At 44.3% G+C, this 21,188-nt stretch carries 17 protein-coding genes; 5 read left to right on the top strand and 12 right to left on the bottom strand.

Features of this window, described 5'->3' with window-relative positions; translation table 11 throughout:
• Positions 1 to 159 precede the first annotated feature (159 nt).
• Both ACHUFI_RS01370 and ACHUFI_RS01365 read left to right on the top strand, forming a co-directional pair.
• Positions 160 to 504, top strand: a complete 345-nt coding sequence (locus ACHUFI_RS01370) for a YajD family HNH nuclease (RefSeq protein ID WP_394246362.1) — start codon at positions 160 to 162, stop codon at positions 502 to 504.
• Positions 505 to 836: 332 nt separating this feature from the next.
• Complete coding sequence (locus ACHUFI_RS01365) at positions 837 to 1,997, top strand: tetratricopeptide repeat protein (RefSeq protein WP_394246361.1); 1,161 nt, start codon at positions 837 to 839, stop codon at positions 1,995 to 1,997.
• Positions 1,998 to 2,109: 112 nt separating this feature from the next.
• Here the strand turns inward: ACHUFI_RS01365 and sstT are convergent, their stop codons facing one another.
• Positions 2,110 to 3,327, bottom strand: coding sequence for a serine/threonine transporter SstT (gene sstT / locus ACHUFI_RS01360; protein ID WP_394246360.1), 1,218 nt, complete (start codon positions 3,325 to 3,327; stop codon positions 2,110 to 2,112).
• A gap of 291 nt (positions 3,328 to 3,618) precedes the next feature.
• On the bottom strand, positions 3,619 to 4,218 hold the full coding sequence (locus ACHUFI_RS01355; protein WP_394246359.1) for an aminotransferase class I/II-fold pyridoxal phosphate-dependent enzyme: 600 nt from the start codon (positions 4,216 to 4,218) through the stop codon (positions 3,619 to 3,621).
• A 385-nt stretch (positions 4,219 to 4,603) separates the two neighbouring features.
• Between ACHUFI_RS01355 and ACHUFI_RS01350 the strand changes: the two genes are divergently transcribed.
• Positions 4,604 to 5,734 carry a conjugal transfer protein TraF gene (locus tag ACHUFI_RS01350; RefSeq protein WP_394246357.1) on the top strand — a complete coding sequence of 377 codons (1,131 nt, stop codon included), beginning with the start codon at positions 4,604 to 4,606 and terminating at the stop codon, positions 5,732 to 5,734.
• A 45-nt stretch (positions 5,735 to 5,779) separates the two neighbouring features.
• On the opposite strand, the gene ACHUFI_RS01345 is transcribed toward ACHUFI_RS01350, so the two are convergent.
• The 10 genes from ACHUFI_RS01345 to malT form a co-directional block, all read right to left on the bottom strand.
• Positions 5,780 to 6,106 (bottom strand): hypothetical protein, encoded by a 327-nt coding sequence (locus tag ACHUFI_RS01345; protein WP_394246356.1) that lies wholly within the window; start codon positions 6,104 to 6,106, stop codon positions 5,780 to 5,782.
• Positions 6,107 to 6,115: 9 nt separating this feature from the next.
• On the bottom strand, positions 6,116 to 7,078 hold the full coding sequence (gene cbiB, locus ACHUFI_RS01340) for an adenosylcobinamide-phosphate synthase CbiB (RefSeq protein WP_394246355.1): 963 nt from the start codon (positions 7,076 to 7,078) through the stop codon (positions 6,116 to 6,118).
• Positions 7,079 to 7,080: 2 nt separating this feature from the next.
• Positions 7,081 to 7,689, bottom strand: a complete 609-nt coding sequence (locus ACHUFI_RS01335) for a histidine phosphatase family protein (protein WP_394246353.1) — start codon at positions 7,687 to 7,689, stop codon at positions 7,081 to 7,083.
• Positions 7,690 to 7,923: 234 nt separating this feature from the next.
• Positions 7,924 to 8,985 carry a ribosome small subunit-dependent GTPase A gene (gene rsgA, locus ACHUFI_RS01330; RefSeq protein WP_394246352.1) on the bottom strand — a complete coding sequence of 354 codons (1,062 nt, stop codon included), beginning with the start codon at positions 8,983 to 8,985 and terminating at the stop codon, positions 7,924 to 7,926.
• A 333-nt stretch (positions 8,986 to 9,318) separates the two neighbouring features.
• Complete coding sequence (locus tag ACHUFI_RS01325; protein WP_394246351.1) at positions 9,319 to 9,777, bottom strand: copper chaperone PCu(A)C; 459 nt, start codon at positions 9,775 to 9,777, stop codon at positions 9,319 to 9,321.
• Between the two features lie 54 nt (positions 9,778 to 9,831).
• Entirely contained in the window at positions 9,832 to 10,437 is a 606-nt protein-coding gene (locus ACHUFI_RS01320; protein ID WP_394246349.1) for an SCO family protein, read from the bottom strand.
• Complete coding sequence (locus tag ACHUFI_RS01315) at positions 10,434 to 10,880, bottom strand: hypothetical protein (protein WP_394246347.1); 447 nt, start codon at positions 10,878 to 10,880, stop codon at positions 10,434 to 10,436. Before ACHUFI_RS01315 ends, ACHUFI_RS01320 begins: the two co-directional genes overlap by 4 nt.
• A gap of 184 nt (positions 10,881 to 11,064) precedes the next feature.
• The gene (locus ACHUFI_RS01310; RefSeq protein WP_394246346.1) at positions 11,065 to 11,991 is read right to left on the bottom strand and encodes a polyprenyl-phosphate transporter; all 927 of its coding nucleotides are present in this window, start codon (positions 11,989 to 11,991) and stop codon (positions 11,065 to 11,067) included.
• Positions 11,992 to 12,479: 488 nt separating this feature from the next.
• The gene (locus tag ACHUFI_RS01305; RefSeq protein WP_394246345.1) at positions 12,480 to 12,905 is read right to left on the bottom strand and encodes an SRPBCC family protein; all 426 of its coding nucleotides are present in this window, start codon (positions 12,903 to 12,905) and stop codon (positions 12,480 to 12,482) included.
• Positions 12,906 to 13,077: 172 nt separating this feature from the next.
• The gene (gene malT / locus ACHUFI_RS01300) at positions 13,078 to 15,786 is read right to left on the bottom strand and encodes an HTH-type transcriptional regulator MalT (RefSeq protein ID WP_394246343.1); all 2,709 of its coding nucleotides are present in this window, start codon (positions 15,784 to 15,786) and stop codon (positions 13,078 to 13,080) included.
• Positions 15,787 to 16,325: 539 nt separating this feature from the next.
• On the opposite strand from malT, the gene ACHUFI_RS01295 reads away from it, so the two are divergent.
• Positions 16,326 to 18,779: a glycogen/starch/alpha-glucan phosphorylase gene (locus ACHUFI_RS01295; RefSeq protein ID WP_394246341.1), complete on the top strand. Its 2,454-nt coding sequence runs from the start codon at positions 16,326 to 16,328 to the stop codon at positions 18,777 to 18,779.
• Between the two features lie 99 nt (positions 18,780 to 18,878).
• A complete protein-coding gene (gene malQ, locus ACHUFI_RS01290) occupies positions 18,879 to 21,056 on the top strand; it encodes a 4-alpha-glucanotransferase (protein WP_394246340.1) in 2,178 nt (725 codons plus the stop codon).
• The last annotated feature ends 132 nt before the right edge of the window (positions 21,057 to 21,188 follow it).

Below are 21,188 nucleotides of genomic sequence, written 5' to 3'. Positions count from 1 at the left end.
TCTTTCCCACGTTAATAGGATAGTTCAGCTTTACTTCCCGAGTTGAGGGATATTGAACTTTTTGCGTAGGGACGAGCTTCAGGTTTTGGGTAATGGTTGATGTGTCAAGTCGGTGACAATGGTAAAATTGGGCAATCTAAATAAGTATTAGGATGTGAGATGTCTTCTGATTACAACGGCTCAAGTGCCAACTATAAAAGAAAAGAAAGTGGCTACCGTGACAAAGCGTTGAAGCTTTACCCTTGGGTGTGTGGCAACTGTGCGCGTGAATTTGTGTACTCTAATTTGCGTGAACTAACGGTGCATCACAAAGATCATGACCACACGAATAACCCTGAAGACGGAAGCAACTGGGAGTTACTGTGTTTGTATTGCCATGACCATGAGCACTCTAAATACACCGACCATGAGCGTTACGGCACTGAAATCCAAGCAGGGCAAGACGAGCATCAAACCGCGACACATAACCCTTTCGCTGACCTAAAAGCGATGATGAAAAAATAGTCTAAAGCTAAACTATCAAACACATAATTCGGAGCAAGGAGCTGACGATGCTTTGTTTCGTTTTATGTTCTCGACTCTTCTTTATCCCAAGATAAAGTGCGGTGTTTCCTTTCTATCTTCTATTCTTTGAACAAGCCCCCGATATAACAGATTGATGCGACTGTTCAGTTTTACTGGGCTTCTTATACGTGACATTTCTTGCGATACTAAAGATGTTTGCTGCGAGTTTCTTAAGTTTTCTTCAATGAAACCGTTATAAATATATCACCTTTGGTTGATGGCCCCCTCCATTGAGGAGTGTGTGCAGCAGCTAAATAATTAAAAGAAACTATATGAGTACAATGGGAATCGCGATTGGCGCGGCTGGTCTTTCGCTAGTGCTAGTGTTTATTTGGCTAGTCTCTCTTTCTATGAGAAAGAAAAGGTTAGAAGCTGAGCGAAAAGCGCGTGAAGTGGCTTATCGAAAAGCGATAGAAAAAGCGAGACGCCAAGAAAAGAAGGATCGCCTGTTCAAAGCAGAAACGGGGCATATTCCTACGATATTGTTTCTTGCGAAAGAGGCAGAGCGTACCAACTTTAAAGAAGCTTTGTATTGGTACGAGAAAGCCGCTCAAGATGACAATATTAATGGCATGTACGGCATTGTTCGTATTAGCGCGCAAAGAAAAGAAGACTTAATCCTTAAAGAGCAGGCCAACTTCTGGAAAACCGCGATAGCGGGTTTAGAAGGGAATATGCAAGCTAAGTTCGAAATGGGTAAAGCGTTGGTCTATGGACGAGGCACCACTAAAAACATTCCAAAGGGCAACAGCTTAATAGAAGAGTCTGCGAACTCTGGTAACACAGAAGCCATGATTTACATGGGGGACTGGAGTGTTTCGAAAGAGAATATGAATAAGTCGCCCGAGGCTTCAACCAAGTGGTATAAGCGAGCAGCGGAAAAAGAGTCAGCAGAAGGTAGAATCAAGCTGGGTTTGAATTACATCAACGGTGTCGGAGTGGAAAAAAGTCACGGACGAGGCTGTTATTGGCTAGAGTGCGCCGCTGAAAAATGCGATGCAGAAGCGATGTATCGCGCAGGTGAAGCATGGGCCGATCACGGTGAGTTTGGTAATGCGATAGCTTATATTTGGCTATTTTTGTCTGCGCACTTTGGTTACGAAGAGGCCAAGCAATTGCGTGACAAAGTCGGCTCTGATCTTGGGGTCGATTCCGTTGTTGGTTTGCAGTCTTTGGCTAAACCAATAATGAAGAAGCTGAGTAGTAAATCCGTGACACGTCATTCAATTATCAAGGCATTGAATAAGCTTTATAAGCGTGGGGTTCCTATCCCTAAGAAAGTAGAAAATATCGATGAGGATGAACGCGAAGACGACGTGGAAGTGATGGAAGATATTCAGCCACAAGAGATGCAAGAAGAGCCGCCGAAACCGGAAACGGCCAACTTAAATTATTCGCAGTCTAGCTTTGAACCAGCTCAGAAAGATCATTAGAGCAAAAGGCTGTTAGATAACAATAAATACGTTACCAATAAAAATGCCCACATGATGTGGGCATTTTTGGTTTTGGTGAAATAGGGGATTCACCAAATGACTATTTTAAGTATCAGTGCTGTTTTTGTTGTTCTGCTTTGCATACCGCAGCAGTGAACACAACGTCAGTTGAGCTGTTTAGTGCAGTTTCAGCAGAGTCTTGGATAACACCAATGATGAAGCCAACTGCAACAACCTGCATTGCAACATCGTTTGAGATGCCAAATAGGCCACATGCTAGTGGAATTAACAGCAGTGAACCGCCTGCAACGCCAGATGCACCACACGCAGAAACAGCCGCCACTAGGCTAAGCAGTACAGCAGTCATGATGTCGATCTCGATACCCATGGTATGAACTGCTGCTAGCGTTAGTACTGTAATGGTGATTGCAGCACCTGCCATATTGATTGTTGCACCCAGTGGGATAGAAACAGAGTAAGTGTCTTCATCTAACTTAAGCTTCTCACACAGTGCCATGTTTACTGGGATGTTTGCTGCACTTGAACGAGTGAAGAATGCCGTTACGCCACTTTCACGGATACATTGAAGTACTAGTGGGTAAGGGTTCTGTTTTGTTTTTACAAATACAATCAGAGGGTTTACCACTAGGGCAATGATAAGCATAGAGCTAAGCAGAACTGCAAGTAGTTGGCCGTAGCTAGCTAGCGCTTCAAAACCAGTGCTTGCGAAAGTCGCCGCGACAAGGCCAAAGATACCGAAAGGAGCTAGGCGAATAATGAAACGAACGATCTGAGAAACGCCGTGGCTTAGGTCTTCAAATACCGCTTTGGTTGTCCCTGATGCGTGGTGAAGTGCCAATCCAAGGCCAATAGCCCAAGCAAGAATACCAATGTAGTTAGCATTCACTAGTGCATTTACTGGGTTATCGACAAGTTTGAACAATAAGGTGTTTAGTACTTCAGCAATACCTTGTGGAGGGTTTGCGCCTTCTGCGCCCGCAACCAGCGTTAATGTGGTTGGGAACATGAAGCTCAAAACAACGGCTGTTAGAGCGGCAGAGAAGGTACCAATTAGGTATAAAACGATAATTGGACGCATGTGCGTGTGTTGGTTTTGTTTTTGGTTCGCAATGGAAGCAGCAACTAGAATGAATACTAAAATAGGGGCTACTGCTTTTAGTGCGCCGACAAAAAGGCTACCTAGCAGTCCAGCATCCTTGGCGGTTTCTGGAGAAATGGTTGCTAGAGCAACACCCAGAACAATACCAGCGAGGATTTGGAGCACGAGATTACCACGAGCAAAACGGGCAAAAATATTGTGATTTTGCATAACTTTCCTGCAATTGTTTGATTTTTATAGTGTGTCGTGTTTTATAAAAACACGATCATTTCGACTATTCACTAGCCGAATGCTCGTTATATTAACTAGATAAAATTTTGTGTCTAGGAATAGTTTATTTTTGGTGTAATTGTTTGCTGTATGTGTTGTTTTTGGATTTAAATGTTAATATATTGTTTTGCTTTTGGCGTAACTTTCTGTGTTAGAAGCGGTTTTTGCGCCATAAATGGCCCTTTTAGGCCAAGTGAAATTAGATAACCAAGATGAATGGTTTTAACGGCTTTACGCTGATTCAGATAAGGCGTCAGCCAGACGTTGCCACTGCCAATCTTCTCGCGGGAGCCCGAAACGTAGGGAATCTTTTTCGTCACAAAGGCGGCATAAGATTCCTAAGCGAGCAAAAGAGTCATGTAACTGCTCAGCACTTTCCGTATAAACCGTGTGAAACAAACCTTGCGAGGCAACCGAATCAAACCGAGTACTGAGAAGCGTGGCTAACCTGTGGCCGTCACTAGTGAGTTGTTGGCGGATTTCCGTTTGCCATTGGCGATCAGCAAGCGCTTTGGATGCGATGTATCGGCTGGGGCCGGCAATGGTCCAAGGGCCAAGGCTCTCTTCTAATTTTGTTAAGAAATGTGGTTGCGCAAACACGAACCCTAATCGAATACCAGCCAGTCCAAAAAACTTACCGACAGATCTAAGTACGATAAGCCAAGTTGGAAGCGCGGATGGAAAGTGAGCAAGTAACGATGCATTAGGAGTCAGATCCATGAATGCTTCGTCGACAATGATGTGTGCTGATGGCTTCATTTGAGCGTGAAACTGACAAATTTCTTGAGCAGAGTAGCGTTTAGTCGAGGGATTGTTAGGGTTTATCAGCAACAATATATCGAGGCTTTGCAAAAGCGAACAGTCTGGCGAATCGGAGTAAGTTCGGACAATATGATGGCTTTCATGCTGTTTTTTACTGTCTCACCTACTGTTATGTCTTTTGTCGGTTCACAAAATATTTAGCTACAAACGCTAGGTGCTCATTTAATTTTCAGAAAGTAAACTGAAATAGTTAGTTTTAAAAAATCCTTATAAATCAACACTATTTAATGATGACCATATAACTTTGATTATTGCTGGTATAACCAAATTTATGGACCAGTTTGTCATAATCCCCATCCAATAAATAATGTAGATACAGCGAGATCGAATTTTGAAATTACTCCTTATCTTGCTGTTCTTTGTTATCAACTACATTTAAGACAAAGGAATTGCTATGCATAGCAAAGGCTTAATCACATTAGCCGTGGCTTCCGTGTGTGCAGCAAGCACAGCGCAAGCCAGTACATTTTCAACTGATGCTCGCAGTATGGGTATGGGTAACACTGGTGTTGTAACCGCAGACTTTTTAACCGCTCCTTTTCACAACCCAGCATTAGGCGCTGCATATCGTGCAGAAGATGATATTGGGCTCTTAATCCCTGCTATTGGTGTTACTGTCCAAGACTCAGACGATGCACTAGCAATGATTGATGATGTTCAAGATCATTATGACTCAATGGGAAGGCTACCTTCTCAAGAAGAATACGACACATTGGATCAGTATCTGAATGACTTGTCAGGTGCAAAGCCAATTAACGTAAATGGCGGGATTGCATTTAGCATTTCTATCCCTAATCAATACGCCTCAGTGAATGTGTTCTCATCCACATATGTGGAGATAATGGCTAACCCTTTGATTGGTGATGAAGCTAATGCTAAAAAGCGATATGAAAATTCTGAAGTCGCCCTTACAGGCTTTGGTGTCGCTGAATTAGGTTTAGCTTTATCGAAGGAATACATACTAAAGGAGCAAAAGTTTTCTTTTGGTATTAGCCCTAAACTGCAAGATCTTCGTACCTATTCTGATGTTACATCTTTAGATGACTTTGATATTGATGACTATGAAGATAGTGAAGTGTCAGATACGGTATTCAACGTAGATGTGGGAGCCGTTTGGTATAAGGATAACTGGCGTGTGGGACTTGTTGGTAAAAACTTGATTAAACAAGAGATTGAGACGAAAAACTCAAACCTTACGTATGAACTTGCTCCCAAAGTGACAATTGGCGGCGGTTATATCACAGAGTTGTTTACTGTAAGCCTTGATGCCGATTTAACAAGTCAAGAACGCTTTTCTATGAGTAGTAATGCCACTCAATTTGTTAGGGCAGGCATAGAGTTTAACGCTTGGGGTTGGGCTCAATTAAGAGCAGGCTATGAGACCGATTTAGAAGATAATTTAGAAGATAGCATGACTGCTGGTTTGGGGATCTCACCATGGGATATTGTGAGTTTTGATTTAGCAGCGTCTTACGCAGGTGATAATCAATTTGGGGTAAGTGCAAACCTAGCACTAACGTTCTAACATTTTCTGAGTAGACTATTCCGACTAGATAAATAGAAAAACCGCTCAATCACATTGTTGCCACGCGTGTTGATGTTCTTTGTATCCGACTTCAGGAACAGCAACAGTCATTGGACGCTCAAACAAAGCGGGGAGCCTTTGGATAGCGGCTTGGCTACCAGATACGGGCAGTAGGTTTGCCGACCCATAGTATTCTTGCGCAGCGTCTACGAGGCCGTCATTATCTTCGGGAAGGCGATTCCAAACGTTTTCTGGAATCGGTCCAATCGGATAAGTGTAAGGGCTGATGCCGGTCGATAGGTCTACCCAGTCTTCTATTGGGCGATTGTAACGCTCTGCGACTGACAGTAGTTTTCCGCCATGATGGATCATTGATTGTTCCTAAATAAGAGACTTCGTAAGCGCAAGTATATTCATTGCTATGCACCAGACGATGCTAGTACGTAACAGCAGTCGGCAAGCTTTATGGATATCAGAATGCGTGGCTAATTCTCCGCTTCCCATATGAGGCTTGTCTAGCCATACCCCATGGTAAATCGCAGGCCCGCCAATTTTGATATTGAGTGCGCCGGCGCCAGCTGTCATAACCGGGCCACCATTTGGGCTTTTACAGTGTTTGGCTTGTGTGCGCCAGCATCTCCATGCGCCGGCTGAGTGTCCAACAAGCATGTAACTCAATGCGGTAAGGCGAGCTGGTACATAGCCCATCACATCATCAACACGTGCTGCCATCCATCCAAAATGTAAATACTGAGGTTTTTTGTATCCCCACATGGCATCCAATGTATTCACAATGCGAAAAAGCACTGCGCCTGGGAGCCCAGCGACGGCATACCAAAATATCGCGCCATAAATAGCGTCGTTACCATTTTCTAATACCGATTCAATTGTGGCTGAAGTGATTTGGTATTCGTCCATCTGTTCAGTATCTCGGCTGACTATCCAGGACACTTTTTCTTTGGCGGCGGGGAGATCGAGCTTGGAAAGTGGGTCATAAACCCACATCGCATGTTGAATGAGGCTTTTTTGTCCGATGCAAAGATATAAGCCTAAAGCTTGAACGACCAACCAAGAGTAAAATGAGAAGCGTTCGATGAAGGATTCGAGTAGAACAATGAGCAGTAAGATGGGTAAGGTGCACAGTACCCATGCCAATACACCGATCATTCGCTGCTTGAGTTCGAAATCGTGATTGCGAGTGGAGTTGAATTGTTTCTCAATCCACGTAATCCAACGACCGAGCCCTATTAACGGGTGAAATTTTTTGGGTTCCCCTAACACGTAATCGAGGAGCAGAGCGAAAACCACAACGGCAGGTAAAATGAATACCTCTTGTTCAAACATCGTTAGGCGGCTCCGCGTTTAGCTTGATGTGGCAAAGCGGCTGTCATTAAAGAGCTATTATCCAAAGGGGTCAAGGTACGACGCGATATCGATAGTTGAGTGATACTACCATTGCTTGGCAGCGAAACTTGAGAAATGTCTAGGTTAGGAGTGCAGGCCGCAATGGCCATACGAATCCACTCCCCATGCCCAACAATGACCTTGGGCCCAGAGCTTGGGTAATTAATGACTTGTGTGAGCCCACGCAGTACTCTGCTCTGTAATTGAGCTGCACTTTCATTTTTTCTCCAAAAATCAGGACAGCATTGAGCGTTTGAAGCAGTGAATCTCTGCTCTCTTAGACACTTTAAAGTGATGACAGGGTATTGGTATCGTTTGGCAATAATTTTTGCGCTTGATATTGCGCGACCTAAGTCACTAGTGAAAATAGGGCCTGTGGCGTTTATGGGTAAGCGAACATTAGCCATTTGAACCTTGCCCGTAGACGTCAGTGCGCTGTCTCGCCAACCCTGCCGTTTGTTAGCGCAATTCCATTCGGTCTCTCCATGACGTATCAGTAACACTGACTGTAGCTGAGTGGGTATCGATTCCATATCTTGGTTTGGTGGCACGCGCTGGTATTCCTTACTGAGCCTTAGATGTCACTTTTCTTGTGCTGAAGATACTAAACGAGAGCTGTTGGAATGGCTAGCACCTCAAGAGGAGTGGCGATTTAAAATAAGTTGAATCAGTGCCGCTTAGTTAGCTCTATGTTGGGATCAGTGCTTGGTATAGAGAGAAAGTTGATGATTCACTTCACAGTGTGATCGCCCTCTAGCTGCACTAAAGGGCGATGGGGTTTGTGGTTAGTTACCTTGTTTTATGTTCCTACTTTCTGATTGCACATTGCGGTACATTTTCGAAAGCTTTTTGTAATGGGAACGTTGCTCAGCCAAAGTCGCACCATTTCGAGCTTGTTCGCGTAGCAACTTCTGGTAATTGTTCAAGCGTCGCTCGGTGAGATCGCCTTTCTCAATGGCAGCCAGAATCTTACACCCAGGCTCTGTTTGGTGCTGACAATCTGAGAATCGGCACTGCAACGTCAGTTCTTCGATGTCGGAAAAGGTTTCACTCACTCCTTCTGCACAATCAGCCAGTTGAAGTTCACGCATTCCAGGAGTGTCGAGTAGCAATCCACCGTCTTTTAGTAAGTGCAGTGAGCGGGAGGTGGTAGTATGACGCCCTTTACTGTCGTCTTCTCTGATCCCTCCAGTTTCTTGCTCTTGCTCTCCTAACAAAGAGTTCACTAGCGTCGACTTTCCAACACCGGAGGACCCCATAAGGGCAACCGTTTTACCGAGTTTGCACCACGGAGCTAACACTTGAACGGATTCTAGATCGAGTGCGTTGACTGATTCGACCATAAGCATGCTATCGAGTGCTTGAACTTGGTGAATTTTCTCTTCAACGTCGTCGCAGAGATCTTGCTTTGTTAGTACGATTACCGGTTCTACTTTTGCTTCATTCACCAACGCTAGGTAGCGTTCAATGCGACTTAAATTAAAGTCGTGATTGAGTGAGACCACAATAAAAACCGTGTCGATGTTCGCTGAGATATATTGCTCAGCAACTTTGCTTCCTGCAGCTTTACGGCTAAATAAGGATTGCCTTTCTAGTAAGCGTGAAAACTTATGCTCGTTGTTCAGTATTACCCAGTCACCGACCGTCATCGGCGGTTGGCTGTGATGTACAGCAAGTTGGATTTCACCTTGCTCACTGGCTAACACATACCCGCTTCGATGGTGAGCGATAACACGTGCAAATATCGAGTTGTCGTAGTCTTCTAGTGTCAGTTGTTGCTGGAATACAGGTTGCCATCCAAGTTGTTGAAGTGTCATTGGATGAGAAAAAATGGTTTGTGAATTCATTACTATTTACCCTAGACGTGAGCAATCAGAGTCGGATCTTTAGTATGCTCTAGCGTCAAAAAAATTTAATTTTGGGTCGAATTCTATAGATTAAGACCCCGGATGTTTGAATACACAGGGTAAAAGAACGGGAGTTCTGAAGCCTGAATTTGGCTTATTTAGGTAGGAAATTAAAAGGTGTTATCTACCTAGTTATACGCGCGTTACTTTTACAGCCGTGTATAGGTTAGTCATTACAATCATCTTGTGTCCTCCAAAAAGTTAGTTCAATTAAAGCGTAACAGAAAACGGCGAATGGTTGAAGCATTCGCCGCTTTTGAAACGTTCACTTAATTAGTGATGGGAGTGATCCATCTTTTTCATGCCTTTCATGACTTTTTTCACTGGCACGTCTAATGTTTGCTTTTCGCCATTCGCAAACGAAAGCGTCATTTCAATCGTTTCACCTTCTTCGAGACGCTTTTCTAAGTCAAACAGCATAATATGTAGGCTGCCAGGTTTCAGTTCGACATTGCTATGGGCTGGGATAGTGATTTCTTTCACTTGACGCATTTTCATCACGTCGCCTTCTTTGATCACATCATGAAGCTCAACTTTTCCTGCAGCAGAAGTTTCAGCAGCCACGAGCGTACGATCTTTATCACTATGATTCATTAAAGTCGTAAACACAGCACTAGTAACTGAAGAAGGTGGCATTGCACGGGCGTAGAGATCGTGAGCCATCACGTCGTTCTTCGCGTGCGCCAATGGAGAGAGGAGTAAGCCTGCTAGAGCGATAGCTTTTAGCTTCATAACGTTGTCCTTTAATATCATTATTATTGGTGTAATAGTTTTGTGTTTTGTTCGTTATTCTTGGGCAGAAGTAACGCTTTTAAACGCCTCAACCAAAGGGGCCGGCGTTAAGGTATGAGGCACTTTGGTAATCAAAGTACCATCAGGTTTTAGGAAGTAAAAATAAGAGCTGTGATCCAAGGTATATTCCAACTCTGAGCCTTCCAATTCAGTTTTTCGGAAGATGACGCCGTATTTATGAGCCAGTGGTTGAGTCACTTCTAAAGGTGCGGACAGTCCTTCAATCATAGGGTGGAAATACTGAGCATACTCAAAAGAGGCGTTTGCAGCGTCTCGTTCCGGATCAAGTGAAATGAACATAGGTCTAAGTTTGGATTTTTGCTCGTCGTCGATTTGATTCAAAGCCCCAGCCATCATTGCTAATGACGTTGGGCAAACATCTGGGCAACGAGTAAAGCCAAAGTAGACAACACGTATTCTAGTATCATTACTATCAAAAATTGAGACGGTTTTTCCCGCTTCACCAAATAAAGTGGTGTTTGCGATGGCTTGCGCTTTTTCTGCCGTTTTTTGAGCGTTCGCTTGCTCATCAATATAAGTTTTTACGCCGAAACCTAAGGCAAACGCCACGACTAAAATTAGAGACCAGTTTTTGCTCATCTTGCCATCCTTAATGCTGGTTTAACTGTGGTGGTACCGTCGCTGATTTCTCCCACCCATGTCATTTTATCTAGAGTACAAACGGGTAGAATCACTTCGCCTTCAAACACGTCGTTGCCTATAGCGTTCAATTTAAAACGAGCCGTTCCCATTTCCATCTCCATGCCTTTCAGGTTTAACGAAAGACTATCTTGCGCGGCATTCGGCCACTTAACGGAAATTTTCACTGGCAATAATGGTTGGGCAACATCGCGATCTAATGTCATTTGAACTGACTGTTGCTCACATGCAGTAGAAGAAAGCATGCAATATTCAGAAAGGTCAATAGGCTTGCTAGTATGGAGTGTATCTGCGGACTGGGTGAATGAGGAAATGACCCCTGGGCCATAAAACCCTGCAGCGAGCGCTAAACCAATGGCGATAACTTTAAGAGCAGAATGCATAGGACGTTCTTGTTCGTATTCTATAAAGTGGCGATGGTATCACAGTGACGAATACGTGGTTGTATCAAAAGAGATTTTTGTGGGGGTTGTGGTGCTTTGATTCAGGAAAAGCCCAGTTAAGAACAAGGTGTGAACATGGAAGCGGGTTGATGAACCTCGCTTCCTAGATATGTTCCAACTAGATTTATGATTCAGTGTGTTGGTTGTCGGCAAATTTTTCTAAGCCGAGCACTAAAGCAATGGCAACTAACATCATCACAACGGCTAGTATGAGCTGGGAAGGCTGTGAAGTTACAGCTTCGAAGTCAAAGGGAGATAAGTTTTCTTGGATAAGAGGTACTTGTTCACCTTTAGAGTTGGTTCTCCAAGAAATGGTTTCTTTCCATGGCCAGATTTTTGGGAGCGTACCTATCATCAAGCCGGTTAGAAATACTAAAGTAAAATCACGGAATGATTTAAGAAGCCAAGAAAGTAGGTGAGAGAAAGTTAGCAAACCTAGTACACAGCCACTTAAAAACAGCGCCAAGATATCAATTTGGAAACCCTTTACAGCTGCCAATACCGGCGTATACATACCAATTAACAGTAGAATAAAGCTGCCCGAAATGCCCGGTAGAATCATTGCACAAATGGCAATAGCACCTGCGACCAGTACGTTGATACTCGTAGGTTCCATTTGCAGTGGTTTGATGACAGTGATGCTGTAGGCGAACGCCACACCAACCAATAAGAAGACGAATCGACCGAAATCCCGTTTTTCGACCTGTTTTAGAATATGGAAAACTGAAACAAGGATTAAGCCAAAGAAGAATGACCACAATGGCACAGGGTGAGTTTCTAAAAGCCAAGAGATCAGCTTTGCAAGAGTCGCAATACTGGTGAAGACACCACCAAATAGTGCAATTAGAAAGAAGCCATTGATATGAGCAAAGGCAGCTTTGAAACCTTCGCGTTTCCATAGCCCTAGAACACGAGGGTTAATGCGTCGGATGCTTTCCAACAATGTGTCATAAATACCGGTAATAAACGCGATAGTACCGCCAGATACGCCTGGGACAACATCGGCTGCGCCCATCGCCATACCTTTAAAAAATGTGCTTAAGTAATTCATTGCTAAAAGTGGTTTTGAGGTGTTGGTGAGCAGTATACAAATTTTATTGTCGAAAAAGTATGAATATGCAATTGATATTTGTAAGTGAGTACAATGTGAATAGCAACGTGATGCATAGCTAATTGCATTTTGATTGCAATTTGCAATCGCATTTTGCAAATTGTGAGTGATATTTGGCAGTTTTTTGCGATATAAAGCCAAAAAAGTGGGGTTTGAAAGTTGGCACGCAAACTGCATTATTAAAAGTGACCCTTCTTAAGCCGAGGGTCACCTAGCCAACTGACGTTGTTAGTGAATAAATTTTTGTTCACACTATATATAAGCCAATCGCCCTTTTGCGGTTGGCTATTTTTTTGCCTGTTACTTTCTCGTTACCTCCAACCAGAACTTTTTTCTTCCTTCATTACAGCTGAGTAATTCCACTTAACTCTATATAAAATGACTACTTTTCTATCCTTGCTTAGAGCTTAGAGCTTAGAGCTTAGAGCTTAGAACTTAGAACCCAGTGATTGCAGTAATGCGATATAAATTGGGTCACAAAATTCAGCGACTTGATCTTCATCTTGCGATTCGAACGTTGATGTCCACTCAATGAATGTTTTATCACTGTCTGTTATTGGATAAAGAGACACCTTTCCTATGTAGTTAGAGACTAACTCCGGAGCCAAAGGACCTGGTCCGTTTTCTATCTTATAGGTGAAAGTATGGATGTGAGTATCGACTGTTAGTAATGTCTCATGAAATGCATCGTTCAATACTCTTTTTGCACCAACCTCTGAGCCTGATACATTTCCTACTTTGTCGACTTTCGTGACAACTTGATCGGCCCAACTAAGTTCGTGAAAGTTGCTGATTGCGTTCCAGACTTGTTCTATCGATGCGTTTATTACACTAGTGTTGTAGCAATGTCCCATAATGCTCTCCTTAGCTCTGAATGCTTGCTCAACGAACCGTTCGTTAACTTGGCATTATGAGCCATAAAAAAAGCCAACCTTATCTCTAAAAGATAATGGTTGGCTTAGTAGTCTAATTGTAGGAGAAATCTCTCTTTTACCAAGTACTAGTTATTCGCTTGGTCAACGGGGTTCAGTAACCCATTAATTGCAATAAGTTTTCGGCGGTACTGATGGCTTCTTTTCGATTAGCAATATTGAGTTTCTGGTACAAGTTACGGATGTGGGTTTTGATGGTTGTGCCGGCCACATCAAGTTCTTGAGCAATTTGCTCGTTGCTGAATCCAGAATAAATTAAACCCAATACTTGCCATTCTCGCTGAGTGAGAGGGCTGGTACGTACTAGCTCAGGAATATTCGGGTGATTGACAATTTTCTCTACAAATTCTTCGTCGAAATGAACAGAACGGCTACGCTGCGTTGTCGAAATGTCTTTCATGATCTGTTGAGCGCGATGACGTTCCAAATCCCCTAGTTCTGGTTTGGTACTTAGCCTCTCTAGCAGGTGGCCAATGCTCGCGCCATCGACCAAGAAGTTACCAACCATACCGGTCTGGTTGGTCATGTTTAGCGCTTCTTTGAGAAGATCTTTTGCTTTAGCTTCATCTTTAAGTTGCACGCAAAGCACTGCCTCAACGATTAGGTTTCGGTTCGTGTCAGTCACCAAGTTTGCTTTATGGGCTTCACCTTTCAAGAAACTCAGAGCTTGCTGCGCTTCTTCATATTGGCCTAAGTTAATGTGTGCGCGCACGATGTTGCGCCATTGCAGTTGGCAAAAGTGGTTGCTTGCCGATTCCGGACGCACGGCTACTTCAAGCCATTCTTGAATCGCATCCTTATTGCCTTTGACTTGCCAGAAAAGAAGCAAAGAAAGGGAAGCGTTAGCGGTCCAATCGACGTGATAGGTGGATTGACGCAGCAAGTGCTGTATCTGTTCAATGAATTTAGCGGCTTTGTCCAACTCACCACGACCAATAGCGATTCTGGCGAGCATGGAATAGCTGTGTAGGTGTTTGCTTGGCGAGTGATGCCCTAAGATTTCTAAACCTTTGTAACAACACTCCTCCGCTTCATCCAATCGGTTCCAGCACCAGAATACTTGGGCTCTAACACGCAATAAAAATTCGTGTAGTGGGACATGTTGTAACTGGTGATCTTCGATCAGCTTAAAGGCGGAATCTTGCAATTCAAACGCCGCTTGCACGTAGCCTTGAGCGATAAGGATTTCGCTTTGTTGTAAGATTGCCCAAAGTGCCTGGTGGTAAACTTGATACTGTCGCGCCAGCTTTTCTGTCTGCTGCATCATTGGAAGCGCACGGCTTAAGTTACCCATTACGTGGTTAACCTCACCGACCACCGAAGTCGCTACAATGCGGCTGCGGTAAATATTAGTATTGAGCTGGCTTAATGCTAATTCGGCTAATTCTAACGCTTGTTCAGGATCATTGCTGTTGATCGCGACCTGCGCACGTAGTGCGTTGTACTGGCCTTGTTGCTGAGTGTCTAAGGTAATGTCGCGCTCTCTGTATTCGGCTTCCGCTTCAGCGAGCAGTGTGCCGACTTGATCGTATCTGTGTTGGCTTTGTGCGAGCCAAGCTCTGAGCATGGAAAGCTTTGGATTGCTGTACAGCTGATCGCGAGTGAGTTGTTTTATTGCCAGTTCCAAGGAAGAAAGCTCCCCTTGGTTAAACATCTTCCAGCCATATTCATCGATGATTTGAGCGATCAGTTCGCCATCATACGCTTTTTGCGCATGGCCAAGGGCTTGATGCGGCGTGTCCTGTTTAAGCCAAGCATGGGCGGCACATCGATGCAATTCTTGCTCTTGTTGAGGAATACGAGCTTGGCGCTCATGCGCTAAGAATTCACCAAATAAATTGTGGAAGCGATACCAGTTATGCTCGCCTTCAAGCGGATAAATGAATAGCCCATATCGATTTAAAGATTCGATCATACCCAAGGCGTCTTCGCGTTGAGTTAATGCGTAAACGAGCTCGTCGTTAAAGTGATCCAATACCGAACACTGCATTAAGAATTGGCGTGTTTCTTTATCGAGTAAATCAAAGACCTCTTCTACCAAGTAATCCCATAAATGAGCATGGTTAAACTGAGATACCGATTCAGCCGATTGCGCTAAGGTACGTTTTTGATGCTGAGCCTGTAGGGCAATTAACTGTAGCGCTGAGGGCCAACCTTCGACGTAATTTCTTAGGCTATCGGCAGTGGCGTCGTCGATGCCATCGGCGACACGTTGGTTGAAAAATCGCGTGGTTTCTTCCGTGTCGAAAGCGAGCAGATCGTTGCCGATTTCGATCATTAAATCACGAACACGTAAATTGGCGGTTCCCAAAGGTGGTGTCGCTCGACTGGTGACAACCAAGGTTAGGTTGTCTGGCATGTGCTTGAGAAAGAAGCGCATGGCTTCGTGGATATCGTCGTTAGTAATGACATGGTAGTCGTCTAACACGATATAGCACTCTTGATGAAATTCGCACATTTCGGCGAAAACTTCGCTGAAAAGCGAGTGAAGTGACGAGAACTGACGCTTTTCTGCAAGTTTTTGAGCATTTGGACAAGCGTTATTCGTCGCCTTGTTAAGTGACTGCAACATGTAGTTAATGAAACGAAAAGTGTCGTTATCGCTGTCGTCTACGCTGTACCAACCCACGTTTGATTTGTCGGCAAGCCATTGCGCCGCCATCGTTGTTTTTCCGTAGCCTGCTGGCGAACGAAATAACACAAGTTTGTAATAGGGCGCTTGCTGCAAAAGATCTAAGACCCTTGGTCTCACAATGGCGTTATGTAAACGACCCGGTCGGGTCAACTTTGACGGAATCCACATGTCGATTGATAACCTTATATCTGGTTACAGAGTGATGAGAAAACGTATTTCACATCATTATTGTTCTTTTGCGGGCATGTTACGTGAACCAAAAGTCTACAAACCATGATCGACTTCAGAATTATTGCTCTAGCGCGGATTTTTGCCTCTCTACGCCCTTTATTTGTGATGGCTGTCACGTAAGGTTGCGTTTTATAAGCGTGACGTATGGCATATGTGTACGAAAAAATATGAAAACTTAGGAAACATAGAAACTTATTTCGTGATCAAAATATCAGAAATGGAATTTGTTGTGACTAATTTAAATTGAAAGTTCATCTTCTGTGATTAGGTTATGCAACAGGGTCGTGTGATCACAATCACTTCAATCATTTGTTCGTCGCTCGATGGTGGGATTTAGATCACTAACTGACACTCAGTACGCCCCCTACGCCCTCCCTTCTACTCCTTATAAGGAGTAGGTTCAGGATGATGTTTAGTTAACGGTGACCATGCACGATATGTCACAGATGAATTAAAACAAAAGTGAGATTTCTGAAATGAAAGCTACTCAACAAAAAACTTTCGATAAAGTTTCTTTCCAAGAAAACGTTAAAAAACACTTATCAGCGACCTACGCTACCACCGTTGAAACTGCGGATAGCCGCGCATGGTACCTAGCAATGGGACGTGCGTTAGCTGAGCTAACAACTTTCGACATGCTTGCGACTGAAAATGACGAGAAAATCGCAAACGCAAAAAGCGTTAACTACCTATCTTTAGAATTTCTGATTGGCCGATTAACAGGTAATAACCTGATCAGCATGGGCCTTTATGAGCAAATTACTCACGCAATGGAAGAGCTAGGTCAAAATTTATCAGACCTACTTGAAGAAGAGCGCGACCCTTCATTGGGCAACGGTGGTCTAGGCCGTCTAGCTGCGTGTTTCATGGACTCACTTGCTGCGCAAGAATTCCCGACAGTGGGTTACGGTCTTCACTATGAATATGGTTTGTTTAAGCAATCGTTCAGCGAAGGTCACCAACAAGAAGCACCTGACGCATGGCGCGGTGTAGAAGGTTATCCATGGGAAGTTGCTCGTCCAGAACTGGCACAAGAAATTGGCTTCTACGGTCACGTTGAAGTGTACCAAGAAAACGGCAAAGAAAAACGCCGTTGGGTTCCGGGCATGGAAGTAAAAGCAATGCCTTGGGATTTACCGATTGTAGGTTACGAATCTGACACAGTTTACCCGCTACGTTTGTGGGAATGTCAGGCTATTGCACCGTTTTCTCTAGCAAGCTTTAACAACGGCGATTACTTCGAAGCGCAACACTCGCTGATCGATGCAGGCAATATCACTAAGGTACTGTACCCGAACGATAACCATGAAAAAGGCAAAACTCTGCGTTTGATGCAACAGTACTTCCATAGTGCTGCGTCTATTCGCGATATTCTACGTCGTCATGAAGCGGCAGGTCACACACTGGCATCACTGCCTAAGTACGAAACTGTTCAGCTTAACGACACGCACCCAACTATCGCTATCCCTGAACTCATGCGTATTTTGATCGATGAAAAAGGCTTAGGCTGGGATGAAGCGTGGTCAATTAGCTCTCAAACATTCGCGTATACCAACCATACGTTACTGCCAGAAGCACTAGAAACGTGGAGCGAATCTTTGATTCAGCGTCTACTTCCTCGTCATATGGAAATTATCTACCATATCAACCACTTGTTTTTGCAGGAAGTTCGTGAGAAGTGGCCTGGCGATGTTGCGAAACAGCAAAAACTGTCGATCATTCAAGAAGGTTTCCACCGTATGGTACGTATGGCGAACCTATGTGTGGTCGGCTCTTACGCGGTAAATGGTGTAGCGGCATTACACTCGGCATTGGTTAAGCGTGACTTGTTCCCTGAGTTCAATGAACTGTATCCAAATCGCCTACAGAACGTGACGAATGGTATTACTCCACGTCGTTGGTTGAAGTTCTGTAACCCAGGTCTTTCGCACCTGATTTCAGAGAAAATTGGTACAGAGTGGCCTGCAGATCTCGATCAGCTAGAAGCGATTGCTAAGTATGCCGATGACGCTAAGTTCCAAAAAGAATTCATGGCGGTTAAGAAAGAAAATAAGCAGCGTTTAGCGGATTGGGTTTCTGAGAACATGGGCATTGAACTGGATACTAATGCGATCTTTGATGTACAAATTAAACGTCTGCATGAGTACAAGCGTCAACACCTAAACATGCTGCACATCTTGTCGCTTTACCACCGCCTTCTGAACGACCCAGAGTTCGACATGGCGCCACGCGTGGTGTTCTTCGCTGCGAAAGCGGCACCGGGTTACCACCTTGCGAAAGAGATTATCTACGCGATTAACAAGATTGCAGAGAAAGTAAATAACGATCCGCGCATTGGTAACAAGCTGAAAGTGGTCTTCATTCCTGACTACCGCGTAAGCATGGCTGAAATCATTATTCCAGCGGCTGACGTATCTGAGCAAATCTCGACAGCAGGTAAAGAAGCATCGGGCACAGGTAACATGAAAATGGCGCTAAACGGTGCCTTAACGATTGGTACGATGGATGGTGCAAACGTAGAAATTCGTGAAGAAGTAGGCGATGAAAACATCTACATCTTCGGCCTAGAAGTTGACGGTGTAGAAGCGCTGAAAGCTCAAGGTTACAACCCGTTTGATTACTACAATGCTGATCACCTACTGAAAGCATCGATGGATCTTCTTTTAACCGATGAGTTCACGCCGGGTGAACCAGGTAAGTTACGTGCAACCTTCGATAGCTTGCTAGATGGTGGCGACCCTTACCTATGTCTTGCTGATTTTGCGTCTTATGTAAAAGCGCACGAAGACATGGGCGTTCAGTATCGTGACCAAGCTGGTTGGGCGAAGAAAGCCATTTTGAACACAGCGTTAGTCGGCAAATTCAGTTCTGACCGTTCTATCCGCGATTACGTAAACAACATTTGGAAACTAGAAGCGGTTAGCCGTTAATAGTCCCATCAGCCAAGGCAGACCCCTGCCTTGGCTGAACTGATTAATTGAAACACCCCTACAAGTTAGAGGGCAAAAGTAGTGCCTTCGGAGAGAGCGATGAAAGAACAAAGCGTATTAAAACAAGTCGCAGAAATGGCGAATATTGCCGATAGTTATGTCAGTGCGTGGGGCGATGAAGCTGCAGTATCAGAAGAAACAATTCTTCACCTATTGTCTTCACTTGGCTACGACACCACCAATGACGAAACTTTGCTTAAGTCAGCAGAAAAAAAACACAAGAAAGATGTATTAGACCCAGTCCTAGTTCTACGTGACGATGAACCCGTAGAAGTGGCACTGAATCTAGGTGTAAGCGCTCGTGAAAGTGAGTTTAGCTGGCGTTTAGAAACAGAGCAGGGAGAGGTACTTGAAGGCTATCTTCAGTCACAAGTTGTTCGTGATGAACGAGCTGAGGGTGGCCCTTTAGTGTTTGCATTGCCAAATGATTTGGCATGGGGTTATCACAAACTCATTATTAGCCGTAAGCGCCGTAAAACACCTTACACCATGACACTTATCAGAACACCAAAGGCGTGTTTTAAACAAGCATCTATCGATGAAGGTAAAAAGCTTTGGGGACCAAGTGTTCAGCTTTATACACTTCGTACTCAGCATAACTGGGGTATCGGCGACTTTGGCGATTTGAAACAACTCGTGGCAGATATTGCGTCTCGCGGTGGCGACTTCGTCGGTTTGAACCCAATCCACTCTTTGTTCCCAGCTAACCCTGAAGGGGCGAGCCCTTATAGCCCGTCATCACGTCGTTGGTTGAACATTCTATACATTGATGTCAGTTCTGTACCTGAATTTGCGTTAAGTGCAGAAGCGCAGCAAACGGTAGGTAGCTCTGAATTCCAGCAGCGCTTACAGAAAGCTCGTGATGCGCATTGGGTGAATTACACTGAAGTCGCAGAACTAAAAATGAGTGTGCTTCCACTTCTGTTTAAAGAGTTCAAAAAGCGTCACTTAGATAAGAATAGCGATCGCGCTCAGGCATTCTTAGCGTTTGTGGAAGAAGGTGGTCAAAGCCTAGTCCATCAGGCGGCGTTTGATGCACTGCATACAGAGTTGCATAGCGAAGATTCGAGTGTATGGGGTTGGCCAGTATTCCCAGAGAAATACCGTAACTTCGAAAGCCAAGCCACTCAGAAATTTATTACTGAGAATCAAAGTAAAGTGCAGCTATATATGTACTTACAATGGATTGCTGATTGCCAAATCAATGACGCACAGGCCTTGGCTGAAGAAAAAGGCATGTCGGTAGGTTTGTACCGAGATCTTGCCGTTGGCGTGGCGGATTCGGGGAGTGAAACATGGGCAGACGAAGGCAACCTAGTGATGGATGCGAGCATTGGTGCACCACCAGATATCTTAGGTCCACTGGGCCAAAACTGGGGGCTACCACCGCTGAATCCTGAAGTGTTACAAGACACGAGCTACGAAGCGTTTGTTCAATTACTTCGTGCGAACATGAAACACTGTGGTGCGTTACGTATTGACCACGTATTGGGTCTATTACGTTTGTGGTGGATACCTAAAGGTGAAGACGCTACTAAAGGCGCATACATTTACTACCCAGTGAAAGACATGCTTGCGATTTTGGCTCTTGAGTCTCACCGTTACCAATGTAGCGTGATCGGCGAAGATTTAGGAACTGTTCCTGATGAGATTGTGGATATTCTAGCTGATGCTGGTGTTCATTCTTATAAGGTCTTCTTCTTCGAAACAGCTGAAGATGGTGGGTTTATTTCACCGAAACATTATGCAGGCCAATCGATGTCAGCATTATGTACTCACGATATGCCAACATTACGTGGTTTCTGGCACTGCGACGATTTGAAGATGGGCGAAGAAATTGGCTTATACCCAGATTCAGAGCAATTAAAAGCATTGTTTGATGATCGTTTGGAATGTAAACAAGGTATTTTGGATTCGGTTGCCTGGCATGGCTTCCTACCTGAAGGGGTGGGGCGTGATGCAAGCCAAGTCCCAATGGATTCATATTTAGCTGAAGCCTTACAGTTGCATGTGGCTGCGGGCTCTTCAACGCTTCTAAGTGTTCAACTGGAAGATTGGTTGGAAATGGACCAGCCAGTTAATATCCCAGGTACCGTTGATGAGTATCCGAACTGGCGTCGTAAGTTATCAATGAATTTAGACGAACTATTCAGCCATGATGGGGTGAATCGAATTTCTCAACGTTTAACAGAAGTTCGTGCTAAAGCGAGTGAATAAAATAAAGAGTGGCCAAAAACAATGCACACTTTCTTACGGTTGCATAAGAAACTATAACCTTGGTCACTCAATCACAAGCTCTCGTCGGGTAAAATGAACCGTCGTTATATTGCCCGCACTCATAGCGGGCAT

This window comes from Vibrio profundi, from assembly GCF_043642225.1.
Lineage (GTDB): Bacteria > Pseudomonadota > Gammaproteobacteria > Enterobacterales > Vibrionaceae > Vibrio > Vibrio profundi_A.
Note: the sequence above shows the minus strand (reverse complement) of the source record. Positions and strands in the feature narration are given on the sequence as shown.